This window comes from Actinoplanes sp. HUAS TT8, assembly GCF_051380535.1.
Taxonomy (GTDB): domain Bacteria; phylum Actinomycetota; class Actinomycetes; order Mycobacteriales; family Micromonosporaceae; genus Actinoplanes.
In genome coordinates, this window is the sequence record NZ_CP195646.1 from 1918513 (window position 1) to 1937946 (window position 19434).

Below are 19434 nucleotides of genomic sequence, written 5' to 3' on the forward strand. Positions count from 1 at the left end.
ACCCCTAGAAGCCGAGCTTCGCGTATTTCGAAGCGTTGTCCTTGGTGATCGTTTCCGAGGCGAGCGTGATCTCCTTGGGTACCTGCAGCTCGACCAGGTCCGACATACCCTTGCCCTGGCCGATCAACCGGGCCAGGCTGATCGCCGACGACGCCATCGACGGGCTGTAGGTGACGGTGGCCTTCAGCACCGAGTCGTCCTTGGTGATCGCGTCGATGGCCGCCTTGGAACCGGCCCCGCCGACCATGAAGAACTCGCTGCGACCGGCCTGCTTGATCGCGGCCAGCACCCCGATGCCCTGGTCGTCGTCGTGGTTCCAGAGCGCGTCCATCTTCGGCAGGGCCTGCAGCAGCGACGTCGCCGAGGCCTGCCCGGAGTCGGCGGTGAACTCGGCCGGGCGGCGGTTGGCGACCTTGAACCCGTACGTGGCCAGGGCGTCGTTGAAGCCCTTGGTGCGTTCCTGGGTGAGTTCCAGGGAGTCGATGCCCGGGATCTCGCCGATGATCGGGTTGCTGACGCCCTTGGCCTTGAGCTGCTCGCCGATGTACTGCCCGGCGGCCAGGCCCATGCCGTAGTTGTCGCCCTTGATCTGCAGCCGGTACGCCGCCGCGGACGGGAACGCCCGGTCCAGGTTGACCACCGGGATGCCGGCCTTCATCGCCTCCAGGCCGGTCGCGTTCAGCTCCTTGCCGTCGTGCGGGAGCAGCACGATCACATTCGGCTTCTGGGCGATCAGGGTGGACAGGGCGGCGCGCTGGGCGGCGGCGTCGGAACCGGCCTCGACCGGCCGCAACTCCACGTCGGAGTACGCCTGGGCCTGCGCCTTCGCGTTGTCGGTGATGGCGGCGATCCAGCCGTGGTCGGCCGCCGGCGCCGAGAATCCGATGATCACTTTCTGACCGGCGGCGGCGTTGGCGTCACCGGCGCCGCCGGTGTTCACCTGCGCCGGGGCGCCGGAGTCGTTGCTGGTGCAAGCGCTGAGCACGGCGCCGGCGCCGACGGCCGCGCTGCCGAAGAGGATGTGCCTACGGGTTATTGCCGACATCTCTCCTCCTGAGGAGGTTGGTGAGGGAGCGATAGCGGAACTGCTGAAGGAGCACGGCGGCCACGATGATGCCGCCCTTGACCATGTTCTGAACCTCGGTGGCGAGGTTGTTGATGGCGAACAGATTGGTGATCGTGGAGAACACCAGCACCCCGAAGAGGGCGCCGACGATGGTGCCGCGGCCGCCCGAGAGCAGCGTGCCGCCGATGATCGCGGCGGCGATCGCGTCCAGCTCGTACAGGTTGGCCATGGCCGCCTGCGCGCTGGTGGCCTGCGAGGTCAGCATGATCGCGCCGATGCCGCAGCACAGGCCGGAGAGCATGTAGAGCAGCAGGGTGTGCCGTTTGACGTTGATGCCGGCCAGCCGGGCCGCCTCCGGGTTGCCGCCGACCGCGACCGTCCGGCGGCCGAACGTGGTCCGGTTCAGCAGCACCCAGCCGGCCGCGACGACCAGCGCCAGGATCCACACCAGCAGCGGAATCCCGAGCAGTTTGGTGGTGGCGATGCTGTTGATCGTGTCGTTCGCGGAGACCTGCGTCTGCTTGCCGGAGATCTGCGCGGCCAGGCCGCGCGCCGACACCAGCATCGCGAGGGTCGCGATGAACGGAACCAGTTTCCCGTACGCGATGAGCGCGCCGTTGACCAGGCCCACGACGACGCCCACGACGAGCGCGGTGAAGATCATGCCGCCGGCGCCGTAGCTCTGCGTGGCCAGGGTGGTCGACCAGACGCCGGCCAGCGCGATGATCGCGCCCACCGACAGGTCGATCCCGCCGCCGATGATCACGAACGTCATGCCGACCGTGACCACGCCGATCCCGGACGCCTGCTGCAGGATGATCAGGAAGTTGTTCTTCACCCAGGCCGGGTCCGAGTAGAGCTCGGGCCGGGTGACGATCCCGATGATCACCAGGATGACGAGCACACCGACCAGGCCGAGGTTGCGCAGTAGATTGTCGTCGAATTTCTGATGTGCCTTGGGAAGCGCCGTCTCGGCGATCACGCGGCTTCTCCCTCCATCAACGACCCCGCCATCACGAGGTCGAGCACGGTGTCCTCGTCGATCTCGCCGGCGCGCGCCTCGTGGATCAGCCGGCCCTCGCGCATGACCAGCACCCGGTCGGCCAGGCCGAGCACCTCGGGCACCTCGCTGGAGACCAGCAGGACGCCGACGCCGTCCGCGGCCAGGTCGTGGATGACCTGGTACAGCTCGGCCCGCGCGCCGACGTCGACCCCGCGGGTCGGTTCGTCCAGCAGCAGCAGGCGGGTCTCTCCGAGAAGCCAACGGCCGACGACGACCTTCTGCTGGTTGCCGCCGGAGAGGGTGCGGGCCGGGCGGTCCACGTCGCGCGGGCGCAACTCCAGCCGGTCGGCGGTGCGCTGGGCGGCCGCGCGTTCGTCGCCGGCGGCGGTGAAGCCGGCCCGGGCGAAACCGGCGAACGATGCCAGGGTCATGTTCTTGAAGACCGGCTCGTCGAGCAGCAGGGCCTGGCTCTTGCGTTCCTCCGGGGCCATGCCCATGCCGTGCCGGACCGCGGCGCCGACACCGGTGATCCGGTGACCGTTCAGGATCACGGTGCCGGTGTCCGGGCGGCGGGCGCCGAAGATCGTCTCCAGGAGTTCGGACCGGCCGGAACCGACCAGACCGGCGATGCCGACGATCTCGCCGGGGCGGACGGTGAGGCTGACGTCGGCGAACTCCCCGGCGCGGCCGAGGTTGTCGACGGTCAGCAGCGGGGCCTGCGACTCGGCCTCGCCGATGCGCGGCGGGAACACGTACTCGAAGGATCGTCCGGTCATTTTTCCGACGAGTTCCCTGGTCGGAGTGCGGGCGGAGAGACCGGCGGCGGTCGTGCGGCCGTCCTTGAGAACCGTGACGCGGTCACCGATCTCGCGGATCTCGGCGAGCCGGTGCGAGATGTAGACGACGGCGATGCCGTTCGCGGTCAGCTCCCGGATGATCCGGAACAGGTTCTCGACCTCGTCGTGGGCCAGGACGGCACTGGGCTCGTCCATCACGATCAGCTTGGCGTCGTGCGAGAGGGCGCGGGCCATGCTGACGATCTGCTTGCCGGCCGCCGGGAGGTCCTTGATCAGGCGTCGCGCCGGGATCTCGGGGTGACCGAGCTTGGCCAGGATCGTCCGGGTCTGCGCGGCGGCACTACGGCGCCGGGTGAAGCCGAACCGGGACGGCTCGTGACCCAGGAACGCGTTCTCGGCCACCGACAGGTCGTCGACCAGGTCGAGCTCCTGGTAGATGGTGGCGATCCCGGCGCGCACGGCGGCCTGCGGGCTGGCCGGGGCGAACGGCTCGCCCTGCCACAGGATCTCGCCGGAGTCGGCGTGATGAACCCCGGCCAACACTTTGATCAGGGTGGATTTGCCGGCGCCGTTCTGCCCGAGAAGGCAATGGACCTCCCCTTCAAGGACTTCCAGGTGTACGCCGTCGAGCGCCCGGACGCCGGGGAACTCCTTCACCACGTCGGTGAGCGTGAGCACCGGCGCGGTCATGGGATCTGCTCGAATGCGGCGTCGCTGGCCAGGACGGCGGCACCGGTGACGCCGGCGCGGCCGCTCAGCTCGGAGAGCACGACCGGCAGGTTCCCGGTGGCCAGGGGGAGCGAGCGGCGGTAGACCACGCTGCGGATCTCGGCTAGTAGTACGTGGCCGAGCTGCGCCAACCCACCCCCGATGACGATCATCGACGGGTTGGCGAAGCTCACCAGGGCGGCCAGGACCCCGCCGACCCGGCGGCCGCCCTCGCGGATCAGCCGGATGCAGACCACGTCACCCTCGGCCGCGCCCTCGGCCACGTCCCGGGCGTTGAGCCGGTCGCTCTTGGTCAGGCGCTCGGCCAGCGCCGGGGACGCACCCGACCGGGCCGCGGCCAGCGCCTCCCGGGCCAGCGCGGCGCCGCTGAACACCGCCTCCAGGCAGCCCGAGTTCCCGCACGAGCAGGTCGGCCCGGACGCGTCGACCTGGATGTGCCCGATGTCGCCGGCGCACCCGTCGACCCCGCGGTAGACGTCACCACCGAGGTGGATGCCGCACCCGATCCCGGTGCCGATCTTCACGAACAGGAAGTCGTCGACCGAGCGGGCGACCCCGCCGTGCCGCTCGCCGATCGCCATGATGTTGACGTCGTTGTCGACCACGACCGGGCAGCCGTACTCCCGGGCGAGCAGTTCGCGCACCGGATAGCGGTCCCAGCCGGGCATTATCGGCGGGGAGACCGGCACGCCGTCGCGGAAACTGACCGGGCCGGGCACGCCGATCCCGACCCCGTCGAGACGGTCGTAGACGCCCTCGGCGCGTGCCTTGGCCAGCAGTTCGCTCACCCGGTGCAGGATCGGTTTCGGTCCCTTGCGGATGTCGGCCGGCTCCCGGTACGCCGCCAGGGTCTCCAGGCGCCCGTTGACCACCTCGACGTCGATCGAGCCGGCCCCGAGGTCGACCGCGGCGAACCGCAGCCGCGGGTGGATCTCGACCAGCGTCGAGCGGCGCCCGCCCCGGGACGCGGCCATCCCGGCCTCGGTGACGAACCCGGCCTTGATCAGGCGTTCTATCTCGCCGGTGAGCCTCGGGCGGGTCAGGCCCAGGCGGTCGCCGAGCTCGGCCCGGGACACCGGACCGTCGTCCCGGAGCGCGCGAAGAATCGATAACACGACAGCCACCTCACGTTCCGTGCTGTGTTCGCCGTCACGTTAGGACTCTTCTGTCGGTCGGGTCCATACCTTCGTTCGATGTAGACAGAACTTTTGTCGCTCCGTGCAAAAGTCGGCGTCCGGGACCCACGTTTCCGCGTCCTCCGGAGGCCGGGCCGCGTCGCGACCTCCGGGGGAGCGGAGGTCGCGACGCGGGGGCACGGGCGCGGTTCTACGGCCGTACGCGCAAGGGTTTGTGGGTTTTAATCGCAGCCGAGCGAGTCGCGGTAGCCGGCCGGGACGTGGCCGTCGGCGACGTCGTCGGCGACGTCCCAGAAGCCCTCGGCCCAGTCGCCCTCGTCGACCATCGCCTTCAGGGCCTTCCAGTTGTGGCTGCTGCGCATGGCCTGTTCGGCGCGGGCGCGGGCGTCCTTGTCGTGGGCCTTGTCGGCGCGTTCGAACTCGGCGATCCAGGCGCAGCCGACCTTGGCGGTGACCTGGGCGCTGAACTGGTACTGGTCGTTGGTGCCGAAGGTGAGCAGCTGGTCGGTGTCGAAGTTGGGCGGCATCGGGACGTCGGCCAGGACCTTGTTGGCGGCCTCGGCGGCGCGGGACGGGGTGACGATCTCGGCCGGCATGGCGGCGATGAACGTCTTGGCGTCGACGCGTTTCATCTTCTGGACGACGGCGTCGAACGAGGCGCGCGTCCAGGTCCCGCCGGTGCGCAGCTCGGCGAACATGCCGTCGCGGGGGCGCAGCATGAGCGCGAAGTCGCTCGCGCTGTAGGTGAAGACGTTGCCCGGCCAGTCGCCGATCGCCGACAGTTCCGGCTTGCTGACCTCGAGCCGGTCCTCGTAGTAGCTCTGGTACGACTTGGCCGGGTACCAGGTGATGTTGAGCGAGCTGGCACCCTTCTCGAAGAAGATGTCGCCGCTCTCGTCGGCGAAGCCGTAGACGCTGGTGACCTTCCAGCCCGGCTCGTCGATGAGCAGCCGGGGGTTGGCCTCGGCGGCCTTGAGCACGAAGGCCTGCGAGTCGGCCTCGTTCGGCGCGGCGATCGAGATGTTCGGCATCGGGCCGGCGTACTCGGTGGTGTCGCGCTGGTGCACGAACAGCGCCGCGGCGCCCACGACGCCGAGCACGGACGCGGCCGTGGCCAGCGGGATGAGGAAGCGGCGGGGTCTGGCCACCGTGGTCGGGACGGACATGATCTCCTCCAGGAGCTCCTGGTCAGCCCCGTGAAGGTCGTGAGAGCGGTACGGGTCGGCGTCGCGGACCATGCGGTCCAGGCGGTCGTCGGTCATCGGCCCTCCTCCGGGGTCGGTGCGGTCAGGACGCTGGAGACATGTCCGGGTCGGCGCAGATCGTCACCGACGAGATGACGCATCCGGGCGCGGGCCCGGGACAGGCGGGTGCGGACGGCGGCCGCGTTCACCCCGAGGACCTCGGCCACCTCGCGCGGCTCCAGGCCCTCCCACACGGTCAGGGTGAGCACCTCCCGGTCCAGGTCGCCGAGCCGGGCCAGGGCGTCGCGGACGGCCAGCCGCTCCGGGACGTCACTGCCCGGGTCCGGGGTCACCGCGGCCAGCCGGCGGCGCAGCCGCTCGCCGAGACGTTCCCGTCGCTCGCCGCCGCGGTGGTGGTTGGCCAGGACGCGCCGGGCGACGCCGTACAGCCAGAGGCGGGTCTCGGCGCCGCCGGGCACCTCGGCGCGGCGGCGCCAGGCGATCAGGAACGTCTCGGCGACGACGTCGGCCGCGTCGGCCGGCTGCTCGACGCGGCGCAGCGCGTAGCCGAGCAGCGGCTGGAAGTTGGCGGCGTACATCTGCCGGAACTGGTCGTCGGGGCTCACGGTCACCTCATGTCCGGGTGCGGCCCCATCGTGACAGGTGGCAGCGAGACGATGAAGGCCGATCCGCGGACCGGCTCCGGCCGGTACTGCACGTCGCCGCCGTTGGCCCGGGCCAGTTCACGGACGATGTACAGGCCCAGGCCGGTGCCGGCGACCTTACCGGCGGTGCGTTCGGCCCGGGCGAAACGGTCGAAGAGGCGGTTGCGGAACTCCGGCGGGACGCCCGGGCCCTGGTCGGCGACCTCGACGGTGACCGGGCCGGCGTTCGAGCGGCGGGCGACGATGGTACTGACGCCGCCGCCGTACTTGGCCGCGTTGCTGATCAGGTTGGTCAGGATCTGGTCGAGGTGGCCGGGCTGGGCCGACGCGGTCAGGTCGCGCGGGCAGGACACGGTCGCGGCGGTCGTCCCGGTGGCGCCGAGCGCGGCCTCGATGTGCTCGGCCACCCGGACCGGTCGCGGCGCCGCGGTCAGCCGCCCGGCGTCGATGCTGACCAGGGCCAGGACCTCGTCGACGATGGTGACCAGCCGCCGGGTGGTGGTCTGCACCCGGGTGATCATCTCGGCCGCCGACGGCGGTAGCGGATCGCCGTCCAGGACCAGGCCCAGGTAGCCGAGGATGCTCCCCAGCGGGTTGTTGATCTCGTGGCCGAGCATGCCGATCAGGTCGGCCTTGAGCTGGTTGGCGCTCTCCAGGTCCCGGTTGCGGTCGGCCAGCTCGGCCGTGCGCGCCCGCACCTGACTCTCCAGGGAGTCGTAGAGCAGCGCGTTGTCCAGGAACACGGCGAGCTGCCCGGCGATCAGCTCGACCGACTCCAGGCGCCCGGTCGAGAAGACGCCCCGCTGCCGGTGGTTGGCCAGGACCAGGACGGCGGCCTCGGCGTTGTGACAGACCACCGGCGTCACCAGAAGGGCACAAACCTCAAGACCTTGCACGTACGGGTCGGCGGCGAACCGGTCGTCGCACGTCGCGTCGGCCACCAGCAGCGGCTGGTGGGTGCGCTGCACGTAGCGGATCGCGGACAACGGCAGCCCGGTGTGCGGGGTGCCGGTGTGCCACTGCGAGTCGGCCCGGCGCCGCAGCGCCAGGTGCACGTCGGTGGCCCCGGTCATCGCGCTCAGCACGTCGCCGACCTGCGCGGTCAGACCGGACACGGTGGTCTGCGAACTCAGCGCCCGCGACGCCCGCAGGATCGCCATCAGGTCGAGCCGGTCGGCGCCGCTGCCCGGGGCGCTGCTGGCGGTGTTGCGCAGGAACGGGTGCTCGGTCTCCAGCCGGGCGACCGGGCCCTCGGCGCCCCACGCCCGGTAGGCGTCGCGCGCCTCGGTCAGCAGCTGCCGGCCGGTGTGGGTCAGGCCGAGCTCCAGGTGCAGGCGGGCGGCCCGTTCGGCCAGCAGGGCGTGGTGCCAGGGGCGGCCCTCGACGGCGTGCAGGCCGTCGTCGAAGCAGCGCAGCGCGGTGGCGGTGTCGCCCCGGCCCCGGGCGATCTCCGCGTCGACCAGCAGCAGCAGCGGACCCAGGTTGTGCGGGGACTCGGCCGCGCGGCGGGCCAGCCACTCCCGGGCGTCGTGCAGTTCCGCGGCCGGTTCCGGCGCGGCGGGCCCGGCCGGCTGGGCGCAGGCGGTGCCGGCCAGACTGAGGCAGCGCGTCACGTGGGTCAGCACGGTCGCGTAGAACCCGCGGATCGCGCCGACCTGCGCCATGGCCGCCGCCGAGTGCGTGTCCAGCGCCGCCGCGTCGCCGGTCAGCAGCGCGCCCAGGGCCCGCTTCTGGTGGTAGGTGGCCAGCGCCGGCGGAAACCCGGCGACCTCCGCGAGGTAGGTGCCCTCGTCGAAGTCGTCGGCCGCGAACGACCCGGGCGCCCCGGACCGTCCGCGCAGCAACCGGATCAGCTGCCGATGTCCGAGAGCGATCAGCCGCGCGAAGTGGTTCCCGGTCCGGTCGGCGAAGGCCAGGACCCCGTCCGTCTCCTCGGCGCAGGCCTCCAGCGACTCCTCGGTCTCCAGCAGCAGGGTCAGCAGCCGCGCGCAGTGCAGCCCGGCCACCTGTACGTCCCCGGCCGTGAGCAGGTCGTCGCGGGTCTGCCGGGCCGACTCGACGACCTCCTCCAGGGGCGTGAACCAGTGCGCGGCCAGCATCAGGTGCATGTACGTGGCGATCGCGGTCTCCGCCTGATACCCGTGCCGGCGCCCGGTCTCGGCCGCGTGCCGGGTCAGCAGGTACCCGGTGCGGTAGTCGTCCAGCAGCCCGATCGTCACGCAGATGGCCGCGCCGAGCGTCCCGGTCAGCGGCGCGCACACCCCGTTGCGCAGCCACAGGAGGTGGGCCTGGCCGACCAGCCAGGCGTGCCGGACCGGGTCGATCAGGAAGGTCGGGGTCAGCATCCGGTGCACGATCGCGGCGAGCGCCTCGATCCGCGGATCGTGGGTCTCCACGTCGGGGTAGTCCGGCCCGTTGACGGCCACCCAGTCGCGCATCTCGGTGACCACGCGCAGGTTGTCGGCGACCAGGTCGGCGGGTGGCTCCAGGCCGAAGCGCCGCAGGGTGTCGAGACCGAGGGCGATCGCCGCGCGGCACTCGCCCCGCTGGGTCAGGGAATTTATCTGTACGGCGGTGGCCCCGGCCGTCGCCACCGGCCCGCCCGGGCGCGCGGACAGCTCCCGGTAGATCTGATCGGCCTCGGCGTGCCGGCCCAGGTAGTAGAGCGCCGCGTGCCGGTCGACGGCCAGCGCGTCCCGGGTGGCCCGGTCGGCCTCCCCGGTCAGCGGCGCCAGCAGACGGTCGGCCGCCGCGAACAGCTCCTCGGCGACCAGGTAGTTGGTCAGCCGGGTGGTGCGCCGCCCGGCCGCGTGCAGCAGCCCGGCCGCCGTGCGCCGCTCCTTCTCCTCCGTGACCAGGCCGGCCACGGCCAGGAACTGCTCGGCCGCCTCGCGGGTGAAGTCGCCGTGCGCGGCCAGCCGGCGGGCCATGGTGAGCTGCAACTGCTCGATCTCGGCGGCCGGGAGCAGTTCGCGGGCGGCCTGCAGGACCAGGTCGTGCCGGAACCGTACCGGGCCGTCCACGCTGATCAGACCGTCGGCGACGGCCGGGGCGAGCCGGGCCGGGAGGGTGGCCGGCAGGGTTCCGGTGGCCAGCGCGAGCAGTTCCGGGCGCACGTCCGCGCCGAGACAGGTCAGCGCGGTGAGCAGGTCGCGGGTCGGCGGGGGCTGCTGCTCGAGACGGACGGCGAGGATCTGCGGGAGCCGGTGGCGCGCGACGAACTGCCGTACCTCCCGGGGGTCCCAGGCCCATCCGGACGGGGCCGGCGTCAGCAGACCCTCCCCGCGCAGCGCGTTGATCAACTCGACGATCGCGTACGGATTCCCGGCCCCGGCCGTCCCGATCAGGTCCGCGAGCTCGGCCGCGGATCCGGGCGCCAGGCGCAGGACCACACCGGCCAGCGCGGCGATCCCGGCCCGGTTCAGGCCGGTCACCCGCAGCGGCGGCCCGGCCAGGCCGTCCCGCTGCCAGCGGGCCACCAGCGGGGCGAGCGGGTGCTCGGCGTCGACCTGCTCGTCCCGGTAGGCGATCACCACCAGCAGCCCCGGCATCGGCCCGTCGGTGAGCATCCCGTCCAGGATCCGCAACGAGGACGCGGACGCCCACTGCAGGTCGTCGACGAGCACGACCAGCCGGCGGCGCTCGGCGACCGCCCGCATCAGCGAGGTCAGCGTCGTGCTGAGCCGGGTCGGCGCGGTCAGCGGGTCACCCGGGAACGGCGGCGCGTCGAAACCCATCAGCGCGGCCATCTCCGGGATGATCCCGGAGAGGACGGCGGCGTTCGGGCCGAGCGCGGCCAGGATGCGCTTGCGGTCCTCGGCCAGCTCCTGCTCGGGTTCGGCCAGCAGCAGCCGGCCCAGAGCGCGGATCATACGGGCGATGCCGCCGCTGTCCGTGCCGGTGCGGAACTGCTCGTACTTGCCGGCGACGAACCAGCCGCCGTACGCGCCGATCAGCGGTCTCAACGTCTGGACCAGGGCCGATTTGCCGATCCCGGCCGGGCCGCTGACCAGCACGGCCGGGGTGCCGCCGACCATCGCCCGGTCCAGGGACATGGCCAGCGCGCGCATCTCGCGGTCCCGGCCGACCAGCGCGGCCGGTGGTGGCAGAACCGCCGGGAAGTCGCGTTCGCCCAGCTCCCACCGGCCGTCCGGGTCCTCGAAGAAGCGGGCCAGGTCGTGGACCAGCCCGTCGGCGCTCTGATAGCGCCGGTCCGGGTCCTTCTCCAGCAGCCGCATCACGATCGCGCTCAGCCGGGGCGGCAGGTCGGGGGCGGGCGGGGTGGCGACGAGCGTGGCCCGGACCACGTCGAGCTGGTCGGTGCCGGGGAACGGGGGAGCGCCGGTGGCCAGGGCGTAGACGGTGGCGCCGAGCCCGTACAGGTCGGCCCGGCGGTCGGTGGTCAGCCCGGTCCGGCCGGTCTGCTCCGGGGCCAGGTAGCCGAGCGTGCCGACCGGGCCCTCGTCCGGCTCCGGGGTGCCGGCCAGCGCGAGGTCGTAGTCGATGAGCACCGGCGGGGCGTCCGGCCGGAGCACGATGTTGGCCGGGGTGATGTCGCGGTGCAGGACCCCGGCCCGGTGCACCGCGGCGAGCGTGCCGGCCAGGTCGTGCGCGGTGTGGACCAGCTCCGGCACCGGCATCGGGCCCGGCTCGGGCGGTGCACCGCCGTCGTCCAGCAGGACCAGGCACTGCCGCGGCTGGCGGGCGGCCAGACGCGGGACCCCGGGGACGCCGGCCAGCCGCTGCAGGATCGCGCGCTCGTGCTCGATGCGGCGGACCGCGCCCGGCCCGGTGGCCCGCTTGACCACGGTGGGCGAGGAGTCGGGTGAGGTGCGCCGGGTGACCATCGTGCGGTCACTCCGGTACAGCTGCTCCTCACCCACATACCGGATGATCCTACGTTTATCGCCGGTTTTCTCTCCTTTCACATCCTGCGACGCCCCGCGCCCGGCCACGGGCCCGGGGTCTCGGCCGGCAGCTCCACGGTCTCCGTCTCGGTACGGTAGAGCCGCAGGCCGCGGGCCTCGTAGTTGGCGACCGCGGTGGGGCCGTCGAGGCTGCAGGTGTGCAACCAGACCCGGCCGACCGGGGGCAGTCCGGGCCACCGGCCGGCCAGCGACCAGGCGTGCTCCAGGCCCCGGGCCAGCAGATGACCGCCGATGCGCCGGCCGACGAAGGCCGGCAGCAGCCCGAAGTACGTGATCTCCACCTCGCCCGGCCGGGTGCCGTCCAGCTCGACGTAGCCGGCCGGGGTGCCGCGCACGGAGGCCACCCAGGTCTCCACGCCCGGCCGGTCCAGGTGCTCCTGCCACTGCTGATAGGTCCAGGCCAGGCGGTCGGTCCAGAACCAGTCGCCGCCGACCGCGGCGTACAGGAAGCGGCTGAACTCCGGCGAGGGCAGCTCGGCCCGGACGACCTCGACCGGCACATCCGGTGGGCTCCCGGCCGTGACCTGGGAAGATGCGGTCTGTTCCAGATACCAGGTAGTGATCTCCACGCGCCCATGATCACACCGAGCGGGTGCTTCCGAGATTTCACGCACTGGTAATGACCGTGGCGGTGGGAGCGCTCCACAACAACGTCTATGGTTCGTCCATCGAAGCCACATTCAATCCCGAAGTGTCTCCCGCCGTCCTGTTCGACGCGCTCGGCCCCCTTGAGGTCCGGCGCCTCGGCAAACCCGTCGCCCTCGGCCCGCCGCAACGCCGGCTGCTGCTCCTGCGGCTGCTGGTGGCCGAACGCGCCCCGGTCGCGCGGGACGTCATGCTCGACGAGCTGTGGGGCGGCCGGCCGCCGACCGGCGGAGTCTCGTCACTGCACGCCCACATCAGCCGGCTGCGCGCGCTGCTGCCCGACGGCCCGCCGATCGTGCGCGACGGCGCCGGGTACGCGCTTCTGGCCGAGCCGGCGATGCTTACCACCGTGCGTTTCGAACGGGCCGTGGACCGGGCCCGCACCCTCTTCGCGGCCGGGCACGCGGCCGTCGCCCGGACCCGGCTGGAACCGGCCCTGAAGACCTGGCGCGGCCGGGCCTACGCGGAGGCGGCGACGTTCCCGTTCGCCCGGGCCGCCGCCGCCCGCCTGGAGGAGTGCCGGGCCGCCGCCGCCGAACTGCACGTGGCGATCCTGCTGGCGGCCGGCGACTTCACCGCCGCGACGATCGCCGCGCGGGACCTGACGGTGACCCACCCGCTGCGGGAATCGGCCTGGGAACTGCTGATGCGGGCGCTGTACCAGGCCGGGCGGCCGGCCGAGGCCCTCGCCCAGTACGGCCGGCTGCGGACCCGCCTGATCGACGAGCTCGGCGCCGAACCGGGGCCGGCCCTGCGCCGCCTGCACCTGGCGATCCTGCGACAGGACCCGGCGCTCGACGCCGTCCCGGAGCCGGCCCCGTTCCTGGGCGGGCGTCCGAGCCGGCTCATCGCCCCCGCGGTCTGAACGGCCCCCGCCGCGTTCGGCTGGGGCCTTCACGGCCGTACGGGAAAAAGGTCTCAGGTTGCGGTTTTCCACTTCTGGTTGGAAGTGCCCCCGCAGGACCACAGCTGCAACCGGGTCCCGTTGGCCGTGCCCTGGTCGCGGGCGTCGACGCACTGGCCGGTCACGGTGTTGACCAGGTTGTGGCCGGAGTCGATCTTGAACTTCTGGGCCCAGCCGCCGTTGCACCGGGCGACCTGGATCTGCGCGCCGTTCACGTTGTCGGCGTCGGCGATGTCCAGGCACAGGCCGAGCGAGCGGACCGTGCCCCCGGTGAACGTCCAGCGCTGGTTGGCCGCGCCGCCGCAGGACCACAGCTGCAGCGGGGTGCCGTCGCCGCCGGAGTCCTTGACGTCCACGCACTTGTTCGAGGCGTAGCCGACGATCATCTGGCCGCTCGCCGCCGCGGTCGTGGCCGCCTTGGTCGTCGCCTTGACCGCCGCGGTGGTGGGAGCCGTGGTCGGCGTCGCCGCCACGGCCCGGGTCGTGGTCGTGGCACCGGTGGCCGGTTTCGGGGCGGCCCCGGTGAACGGCGCGTTGCCGCCGGCCGCGACCGGCACCGGAGCACCCCCGCCGGACACCGGCTTCCCGCCCGCGGTGGCCGGCAGCGGCAGCGCGACGGCCGGGGTCGCAGCGGCGCTGGGCAGCAGCTGAGCCGCGGTGGCGGTCGCCGACGCCGACGGCGCGGCCTGAGCCGACGGCCGGTTCGCCTTGGTGATCAGGAACCCGGCGCCGACCGCGCCGGCCGCCACCGCCACCGCGATCACGGCCAGGACGGCGACCCGGCGCAGCAGGCCCGGCTTGCCGTTCCCGCCGCCGTCGTCGTCGCCGCCACGGCGGGCCGACGCGGCGAAGCTGGCGGCGAAACCCTGCAGTCGGGCGGTCGGGCGCGGCTGCTGCTCGGTCACGGGGAGTTCCTTCCAGAGAGGCCGGGCGAACGTATATCGACGCGGCCCACCGGTTCAACGCGTTGCGGGCGCCGCCAAGGAGACGACAAGAGGGCGACAAGAAATCGGCAAGGTCCTACCAAGAGCGCGCGGCCAAGATGGGTCGCTGTTGCCGTGCTCGGGGAGGAGTCCGCATGACCGACACCACCGTCGGAGGGGTGAGCTACCAGGTCACGCCGGAGTACCTGTCCGGCGCCGCCACGTCCGCCGACACCACCGCGGGGGACATCGCCGCGCTGCTCGACGGGGTGCGCAGTTACGTGGTGAGCCTGGAGGACTCGTGGCAGGGCATCGCCGCGACCAGCTTCCAGACGCTGATGCACAACTACGACGTGTACGCCCGGATGCTGCACGAGTCGCTGACCGGCATCGCCAGCGGACTGCGCGGGACGTACGTCAACTACACCGACGTCGAGACCCAGGTGGACCAGAACATCCAGCAGGTCGACCTGAACCTGCCGCCCGCCAACCTGAGCTGAGAGCGAGCCATGAGCGGTATCGATGACACCCCGATCTACGTCGGTGAGGGCCTGGAGGCGGCCGGTGGCTGGCTGAACGGCCAGTCCCACACGGCCGCCGACGAGCTGCACAAGCTGCGTACCCTGCTCGCCCCGCTGCAGGACGCGTGGACGAAGAGTTCCGCCGCCGAGTACTTCCAGGGCCTGCAGCACGAGTGGGACATCGCCGCGGTCGGCCTGTTCGGCCCGGACGGCGTGCTCGGCGAGATCGCCCACGTGATGAACGTCAACTGGACGAACTACGTGGACGCCGAGACCGCCAACATCGAGACCTGGCGGCACTGACCGAAATGCCGACGCTCGACCGTTGCCGGGTGACCGTGGTCGGGGCGCAACGCCGCGCCGACCTGGTCCTGCCGGCCCGCGCCGCCATCGCCGAGTACATCCCCGCGCTGCTGGAACTCTGCGGGACCGTCGACGACGACGCGACCTTCCCCGCGGTGTGGTCCCTGGCCCCGGCCGCGGCCCGCCCGTTCGCGCCCACGGCGACGCTGGCCGAGTCCGGCGTCACCGACGGCGCCACCCTCTACCTGCGCGACGCCGCCGCCGGCGAGCTCGACGAGCCGGTCGTCACCGACCTCGCCGAGCTGGTCGAGGCGGCCAACCGGCGCGGCCTGCGCTGGGACGCCCGGCTGCGGGCGCTGCTGGCCCTGCTCCTCGGGCTCGGGCTGACCGTGGCCGGGCTGATCGTGCTGGCCGCGCAGTCGTCGCCGCCCGCGCCGGCCGGGCTGGGGGCGGTGGCCGCCGGGATCGCCGGGGCGCTGCTGGCCCGGCGGGCCGTGAGCCGGGGCTGGCCGTTGCCGGGACCGATCCCGGTCATCCTGGCGCTGGCCGCGATCCCGCTGTTCGCGGTGGGGGCGGCGTTCCTGCCGGCGATCCGGATCTCACCGGCGACGGTGAGCGCGGGGCTGGCCATCGCGGTGACCCTGGGGGCGGCGGTGGCGCGGTTCGCGCTGCCGAACCTGGCGACGACGTTCGCGCTGGCGGCGTCGCTGCTGGCCCTGCCGGTGGGGGTGGTGCTGGCGCTGCTCGAACTGCCGGCGCCGCGGGCGGCGGCGGTGGTCGTGCTGATCGCGCTCGGACTGATCTACGTCGCTCCCCAGTTGTCCGGGCAGCTGGTGGCCTCGATGTCGCCGTTATCAGGAAATAATGCAATTGAGACCATGGTGGCGCGCGGGCGGGCGGTCCTGCTCGGACTCGTCGTGATCGGCGGCCTGACGGTGACCGGCGCGGCCACGGTGCTGACGGTGGACGGTGGACCGTTTTCGATCGCTCTGGCCGCCTCGGCGAGTGCGATTCTGGTTCTCCGCTCGGGCGGGCTTGCCGTCGTCCCGGCCGCCTTGGCGGCGCTGTTCAGCGGCGTGGCCGGCCTGGTTCTGACCGCGGTGCTGAGCGGTGCGACGCTGGCCGGCTGGGGCCCGCCGGCGGTCGCGGTCGCGGGACTGATCGCCGCTGGAGTTGGCCTTTCAGGGACATTTCGCGCGGCCGAGGAAGAGTTGGTCGACGCTTTGCCGGAAGAGCGCTCGGCCGTCGTCCGGATGGCCGGCACCCTCCTGGTCGCGGCCTGCCTGCCCCTCGCGCTGGGCGTGTTCGGCGTGTTCGGCACCCTGATGGACGCCGGCGGGCGGATGTGACCACGGCCGCCACCCTCCGGGTCGCCGCCAAGGGCTGGGGCGCCCACCGCACGATCGGCGCCGCCCTGCGCGAGGCCACGCCCGGCGCCGTGATCATGGTGCGGGCCGGCACGTACGCCGAATCCCTGGTCTTCACCCAGGACGTCACGCTGGTCGCCGAGAAGGGCGCCGACAGCGTCCGCGTGCACCCGGCGACCGGCCCGGCCGCCCGGGTCAACCACGGCCGGGTCACCCTGCGGGGCCTGACCCTGACCGGCAACCAGCCCGACGAGGCGGTCGTGCTGGCCCGCGAGGGCGAGACCGTTCTCGAGGACTGCGTCGTGGAGGGCGGCCGGGTGCACGTCACCCAGGACGCCGCGGTCACCGTCCGGCGCTGTCTGATCCGCGGGGCGTCCCGGGTCGCGCTCTACGCCACCGGCACCGCCACGGTCACCGTCGAGGACTGCACGGTCGAGAAGGCCGACGGGCACGGCATGGTCTTCGGTGACGCGGCCAAGGCGAACGTGCTGGCCAGCCGGGTCGACGGCGCGGCCGGCTGCGGGATCGTGCTGCAGGGCGAGGCGTCCGGCACGGTCGTCGACACCGACGTGACCGGCTGCGCCGACGCGGCCGTGCTGATCACCGGCCGGGCCAGCCGCCTGCTGCGCGGCACCCGTCTGCACGACAGCCGCACCGGGATGCGGGCCACCGGCGAGGCCGAGTCGCTGGTCCGGCTGGAGGGCTGCGAGATCTTCGCGACCTCGGCCGACGCGCTCACCCTGGACGGCGGCGGCGAGGTCCGTCTCCGCGACTGCCACGTGCACGACACCGGGGCCGCCGGCATTCAAGGTCAAGACCGTTTGCGCGTACGCCTGGAGAACTCCCGCTTCGTCGACATCGCCACCACCGGCGTGGCCGTGACCGGTCACGCGGTCGTCGAGGCGTCCGGGACGACTCTGGCCCGCAGCGGCGCCCACGCCGTCCACGCCTCCGGCGAGAGCCGCGTCGAGCTGCGCGACTGCACGATCAGCGACACCGCCGGCGTGGCCGTCGAGCTGACCGACCGGGCCCGCGCCGACCTGTCCGGGGGATCGCTGCGCGACGTCGCCGGGGCCGGCGTCCGGGTCTCCGGCGACGCGTACCTGAAGGCCACCGGCCTGACCGTCGAGCAGCCCGGCGTGGTCGGCGTCGACATCGACGGCGGCGACGCGGAGTTGCGCTCGTGCGTGGTCCGCGGCGGCCGGGCCGGGATCCGGCTGGCCACCCGCCACCGGCCGCTGCTGGCCGACTGTGTCGTGGAGGCCGCGGCCACCACCGGTATCGAGGTCGGTGAGGACACCGGCGCGGTGATCCGCGGCGGGACGGTGACCGGTACCGGCGGGACCGGCGTGCTCCTGTCCGACCGCAGCGAGGCCTGGCTGACCGACCTGACCGTCAGCGAGTCGCGCGGCAGCGGCGTGGTGGTGTGGTCCGGCGCCCGGCCGGTGGCCCGGCGCGTGACCGTCGACGGCGCCGGGAAGAACGGGCTCTACCTGCACGAGGACGCGCAGGGGCGGTTCGAGGAGTGCGTGGTCGGGCGCAGTGCGTACCCGGCCGTGCACTGCGGGCCGCGGGCGGTGCCCCAGCTGGTCGACTTCGTCGTGAAGGACGCCGCCGAGGATCTCTCCCTGGACGCCTCGGCCGAGCCGGTGCTGGAGAACTTCCGTACCGAGAACGTCGCCGCGACCAGCAGCAAGCCATCGGCCAGGAAAGAGCCGATCGACGTCGTCCCGGCCTCGGAAGATCAACTTCCGGTGTTGCTGGCGCAGCTGGAAGAGCTGATCGGCCTGGACCGGGTCAAGCGTGACGTGGGCGCGCTGGTCGACCTGTCCCGGATGATGAAGCGCCGCACCGAGGCCGGCCTGGCCGCCCCGCCGCTGAGCCGGCACCTGGTCTTAGCCGGCAACCCGGGCACCGGCAAGACCACCGTGGCCCGCCTCTACGGCCGGATCCTGCACGCGCTCGGCCTGCTCAGCCGCGGCCACCTGGTCGAGGCCGACCGGGCCGCGCTGGTCGGCGAGTACGTCGGTCACACCGGCCCGCGCACCCGGGCGTTGTTCCAGCAGGCGCTCGGCGGGGTGCTGTTCATCGACGAGGCGTACGCGCTGGTCCCGGTCGGTCAGCCGAGCGACTTCGGCCAGGAGGCGATCTCCACCCTCGTCAAGCTGATGGAGGAGCACCGCGACGAGGTCGTGGTGATCGCCGCCGGATACCCCGACGACATGGGCCGGTTCATCGCGTCCAACCCGGGCCTGGCCTCCCGGTTCACCCGGGTCATCGCGTTCGAGGACTTCACCCCGGACGAGCTCGTCCGCATCGTCCGGCAGCTCGCCGACAAGCACGAGTACACGCTGGACGAGCCGACCGTCGGGGCGCTGACCGAGCACTTCGCGACCGTCGAACGGTCGATCCACTTCGGCAACGGGCGCAATGCCCGGCAGCTGTTCCAGCGGATGACCGAACTGCAGGCCACCCGGGTGGCGAAGATCGCCGAACCGACCACGGCCGACCTGACCGCGATCCGATCCGGCGACCTGCCCTGGCTGGCCGCGTGATGACGAACTCAGTGACCGTTGCCGGTGCCCGCCGGGGGGCTCGGGAACTCGGAGTGACGCTCCAGTTCCGCGTACGTCCGGCCGGCGACGTTGACCACGCCGATGTACTGCCCGACCAGCTCGATCGCGTTCCCGAGGCTCTGCAGGGACTCCTGCATCATCGGGTTCATGTTCTTGGCGTACTCCTTCGCCGTCTCCTGGATCGGGCTCGGCTTGGTCACCGGGACGACCGAGCCGCCGCTGCCGCCGATCACCGCGCCGGTGCCCTGCCACTCGGCGACCTCGTCGGTGTCCACCTGACCGAAGATGGACCCGCCGGAGACGGCCGCCTGGACCTTGGCGGCCAGCGTCTCGTACTGATTGACCATGGCGGACGTGCGGGTCAGCATGCGCTCCAGGGAGTCACGCATGTCGCCCAGGTTGACCGAGATGGTGTCACCGGCGAGCGGCGGATCCTTCGGCGGCCCCGAGCCGGCCGCACCGTCCGGGAGGTCGGTGTTGAACGAGGGCATGGAGCCCGCGTCCCAGGCCATCACCAGGTGCGGCACCTGACCGCTCAGATCCTGGCCGGCGTGCTCGTACGGCGGCGCGTCGCCGGTGTCCGAGGTCGAGGGATGCGGGAAGAACGGGGTGGAGATCTCATCCGCCATGCCGTGCAGTTTTACATAGGCGATGGTTTCTGCGCAATAAAGGCGGAGGGGGCTTTCG

General features: G+C 72.5%; 15 protein-coding genes. 5 read left to right on the forward strand and 10 right to left on the reverse strand.

What is annotated here, in order from left to right:
- Positions 1-4: 4 nt before the first annotated feature.
- The 8 genes from ACSHV8_RS08495 to ACSHV8_RS08530 all read right to left on the reverse strand — a co-directional run bounded on the left by ACSHV8_RS08495 (position 5) and on the right by ACSHV8_RS08530 (position 12077).
- On the reverse strand, positions 5-1045 hold the full coding sequence (locus tag ACSHV8_RS08495) for a substrate-binding domain-containing protein (RefSeq protein WP_436531088.1): 1041 nt from the start codon (positions 1043-1045) through the stop codon (positions 5-7).
- Positions 1026-2048 (reverse strand): ABC transporter permease, encoded by a 1023-nt coding sequence (locus ACSHV8_RS08500; protein WP_436531089.1) that lies wholly within the window; start codon positions 2046-2048, stop codon positions 1026-1028. The genes ACSHV8_RS08495 and ACSHV8_RS08500 overlap by 20 nt, the downstream gene beginning before the upstream one ends.
- Positions 2045-3556 (reverse strand): sugar ABC transporter ATP-binding protein, encoded by a 1512-nt coding sequence (locus ACSHV8_RS08505; protein ID WP_436531091.1) that lies wholly within the window; start codon positions 3554-3556, stop codon positions 2045-2047. The genes ACSHV8_RS08500 and ACSHV8_RS08505 overlap by 4 nt, the downstream gene beginning before the upstream one ends.
- The gene (locus tag ACSHV8_RS08510; protein WP_436531093.1) at positions 3553-4719 is read right to left on the reverse strand and encodes an ROK family transcriptional regulator; all 1167 of its coding nucleotides are present in this window, start codon (positions 4717-4719) and stop codon (positions 3553-3555) included. The genes ACSHV8_RS08505 and ACSHV8_RS08510 overlap by 4 nt, the downstream gene beginning before the upstream one ends.
- 233 nt (positions 4720-4952) lie before the next feature.
- Positions 4953-5993 carry a hypothetical protein gene (locus tag ACSHV8_RS08515; RefSeq protein WP_436531095.1) on the reverse strand — a complete coding sequence of 347 codons (1041 nt, stop codon included), beginning with the start codon at positions 5991-5993 and terminating at the stop codon, positions 4953-4955.
- Complete coding sequence (locus ACSHV8_RS08520) at positions 5990-6541, reverse strand: RNA polymerase sigma factor (protein WP_436531097.1); 552 nt, start codon at positions 6539-6541, stop codon at positions 5990-5992. The genes ACSHV8_RS08515 and ACSHV8_RS08520 overlap by 4 nt, the downstream gene beginning before the upstream one ends.
- A 2-nt stretch (positions 6542-6543) precedes the next feature.
- Positions 6544-11427: a sensor histidine kinase gene (locus ACSHV8_RS08525; protein WP_436536723.1), complete on the reverse strand. Its 4884-nt coding sequence runs from the start codon at positions 11425-11427 to the stop codon at positions 6544-6546.
- 77 nt (positions 11428-11504) lie between these two features.
- Positions 11505-12077 carry a GNAT family N-acetyltransferase gene (locus ACSHV8_RS08530; protein ID WP_436531098.1) on the reverse strand — a complete coding sequence of 191 codons (573 nt, stop codon included), beginning with the start codon at positions 12075-12077 and terminating at the stop codon, positions 11505-11507.
- A 122-nt stretch (positions 12078-12199) separates the two neighbouring features.
- Here ACSHV8_RS08530 and ACSHV8_RS08535 point away from each other — a divergent pair, with 122 nt between their 5' ends.
- Entirely contained in the window at positions 12200-13018 is an 819-nt protein-coding gene (locus tag ACSHV8_RS08535; protein WP_436531099.1) for an AfsR/SARP family transcriptional regulator, read from the forward strand.
- Positions 13019-13071: 53 nt separating this feature from the next.
- Here the strand turns inward: ACSHV8_RS08535 and ACSHV8_RS08540 are convergent, their stop codons facing one another.
- The gene (locus ACSHV8_RS08540) at positions 13072-13962 is read right to left on the reverse strand and encodes an RICIN domain-containing protein (protein ID WP_436531101.1); all 891 of its coding nucleotides are present in this window, start codon (positions 13960-13962) and stop codon (positions 13072-13074) included.
- Between the two features lie 173 nt (positions 13963-14135).
- Between ACSHV8_RS08540 and ACSHV8_RS08545 the strand changes: the two genes are divergently transcribed.
- The 4 genes from ACSHV8_RS08545 to ACSHV8_RS08560 are packed head-to-tail and all read left to right on the forward strand — an operon-like array spanning position 14136 to position 18726.
- A complete protein-coding gene (locus tag ACSHV8_RS08545; protein ID WP_436531103.1) occupies positions 14136-14480 on the forward strand; it encodes a WXG100 family type VII secretion target in 345 nt (114 codons plus the stop codon).
- Between the two features lie 9 nt (positions 14481-14489).
- Positions 14490-14804 carry a WXG100 family type VII secretion target gene (locus ACSHV8_RS08550; RefSeq protein ID WP_436531104.1) on the forward strand — a complete coding sequence of 105 codons (315 nt, stop codon included), beginning with the start codon at positions 14490-14492 and terminating at the stop codon, positions 14802-14804.
- Between the two features lie 29 nt (positions 14805-14833).
- The gene (gene eccD / locus ACSHV8_RS08555; RefSeq protein WP_436531106.1) at positions 14834-16153 is read left to right on the forward strand and encodes a type VII secretion integral membrane protein EccD; all 1320 of its coding nucleotides are present in this window, start codon (positions 14834-14836) and stop codon (positions 16151-16153) included.
- Positions 16150-18726: a right-handed parallel beta-helix repeat-containing protein gene (locus ACSHV8_RS08560; protein ID WP_436531108.1), complete on the forward strand. Its 2577-nt coding sequence runs from the start codon at positions 16150-16152 to the stop codon at positions 18724-18726. Before eccD ends, ACSHV8_RS08560 begins: the two co-directional genes overlap by 4 nt.
- 8 nt (positions 18727-18734) lie before the next feature.
- Here ACSHV8_RS08560 and ACSHV8_RS08565 read toward each other — a convergent pair whose 3' ends face one another.
- Positions 18735-19376: a hypothetical protein gene (locus ACSHV8_RS08565; protein WP_436531110.1), complete on the reverse strand. Its 642-nt coding sequence runs from the start codon at positions 19374-19376 to the stop codon at positions 18735-18737.
- Between the last annotated feature and the right edge of the window lie 58 nt (positions 19377-19434).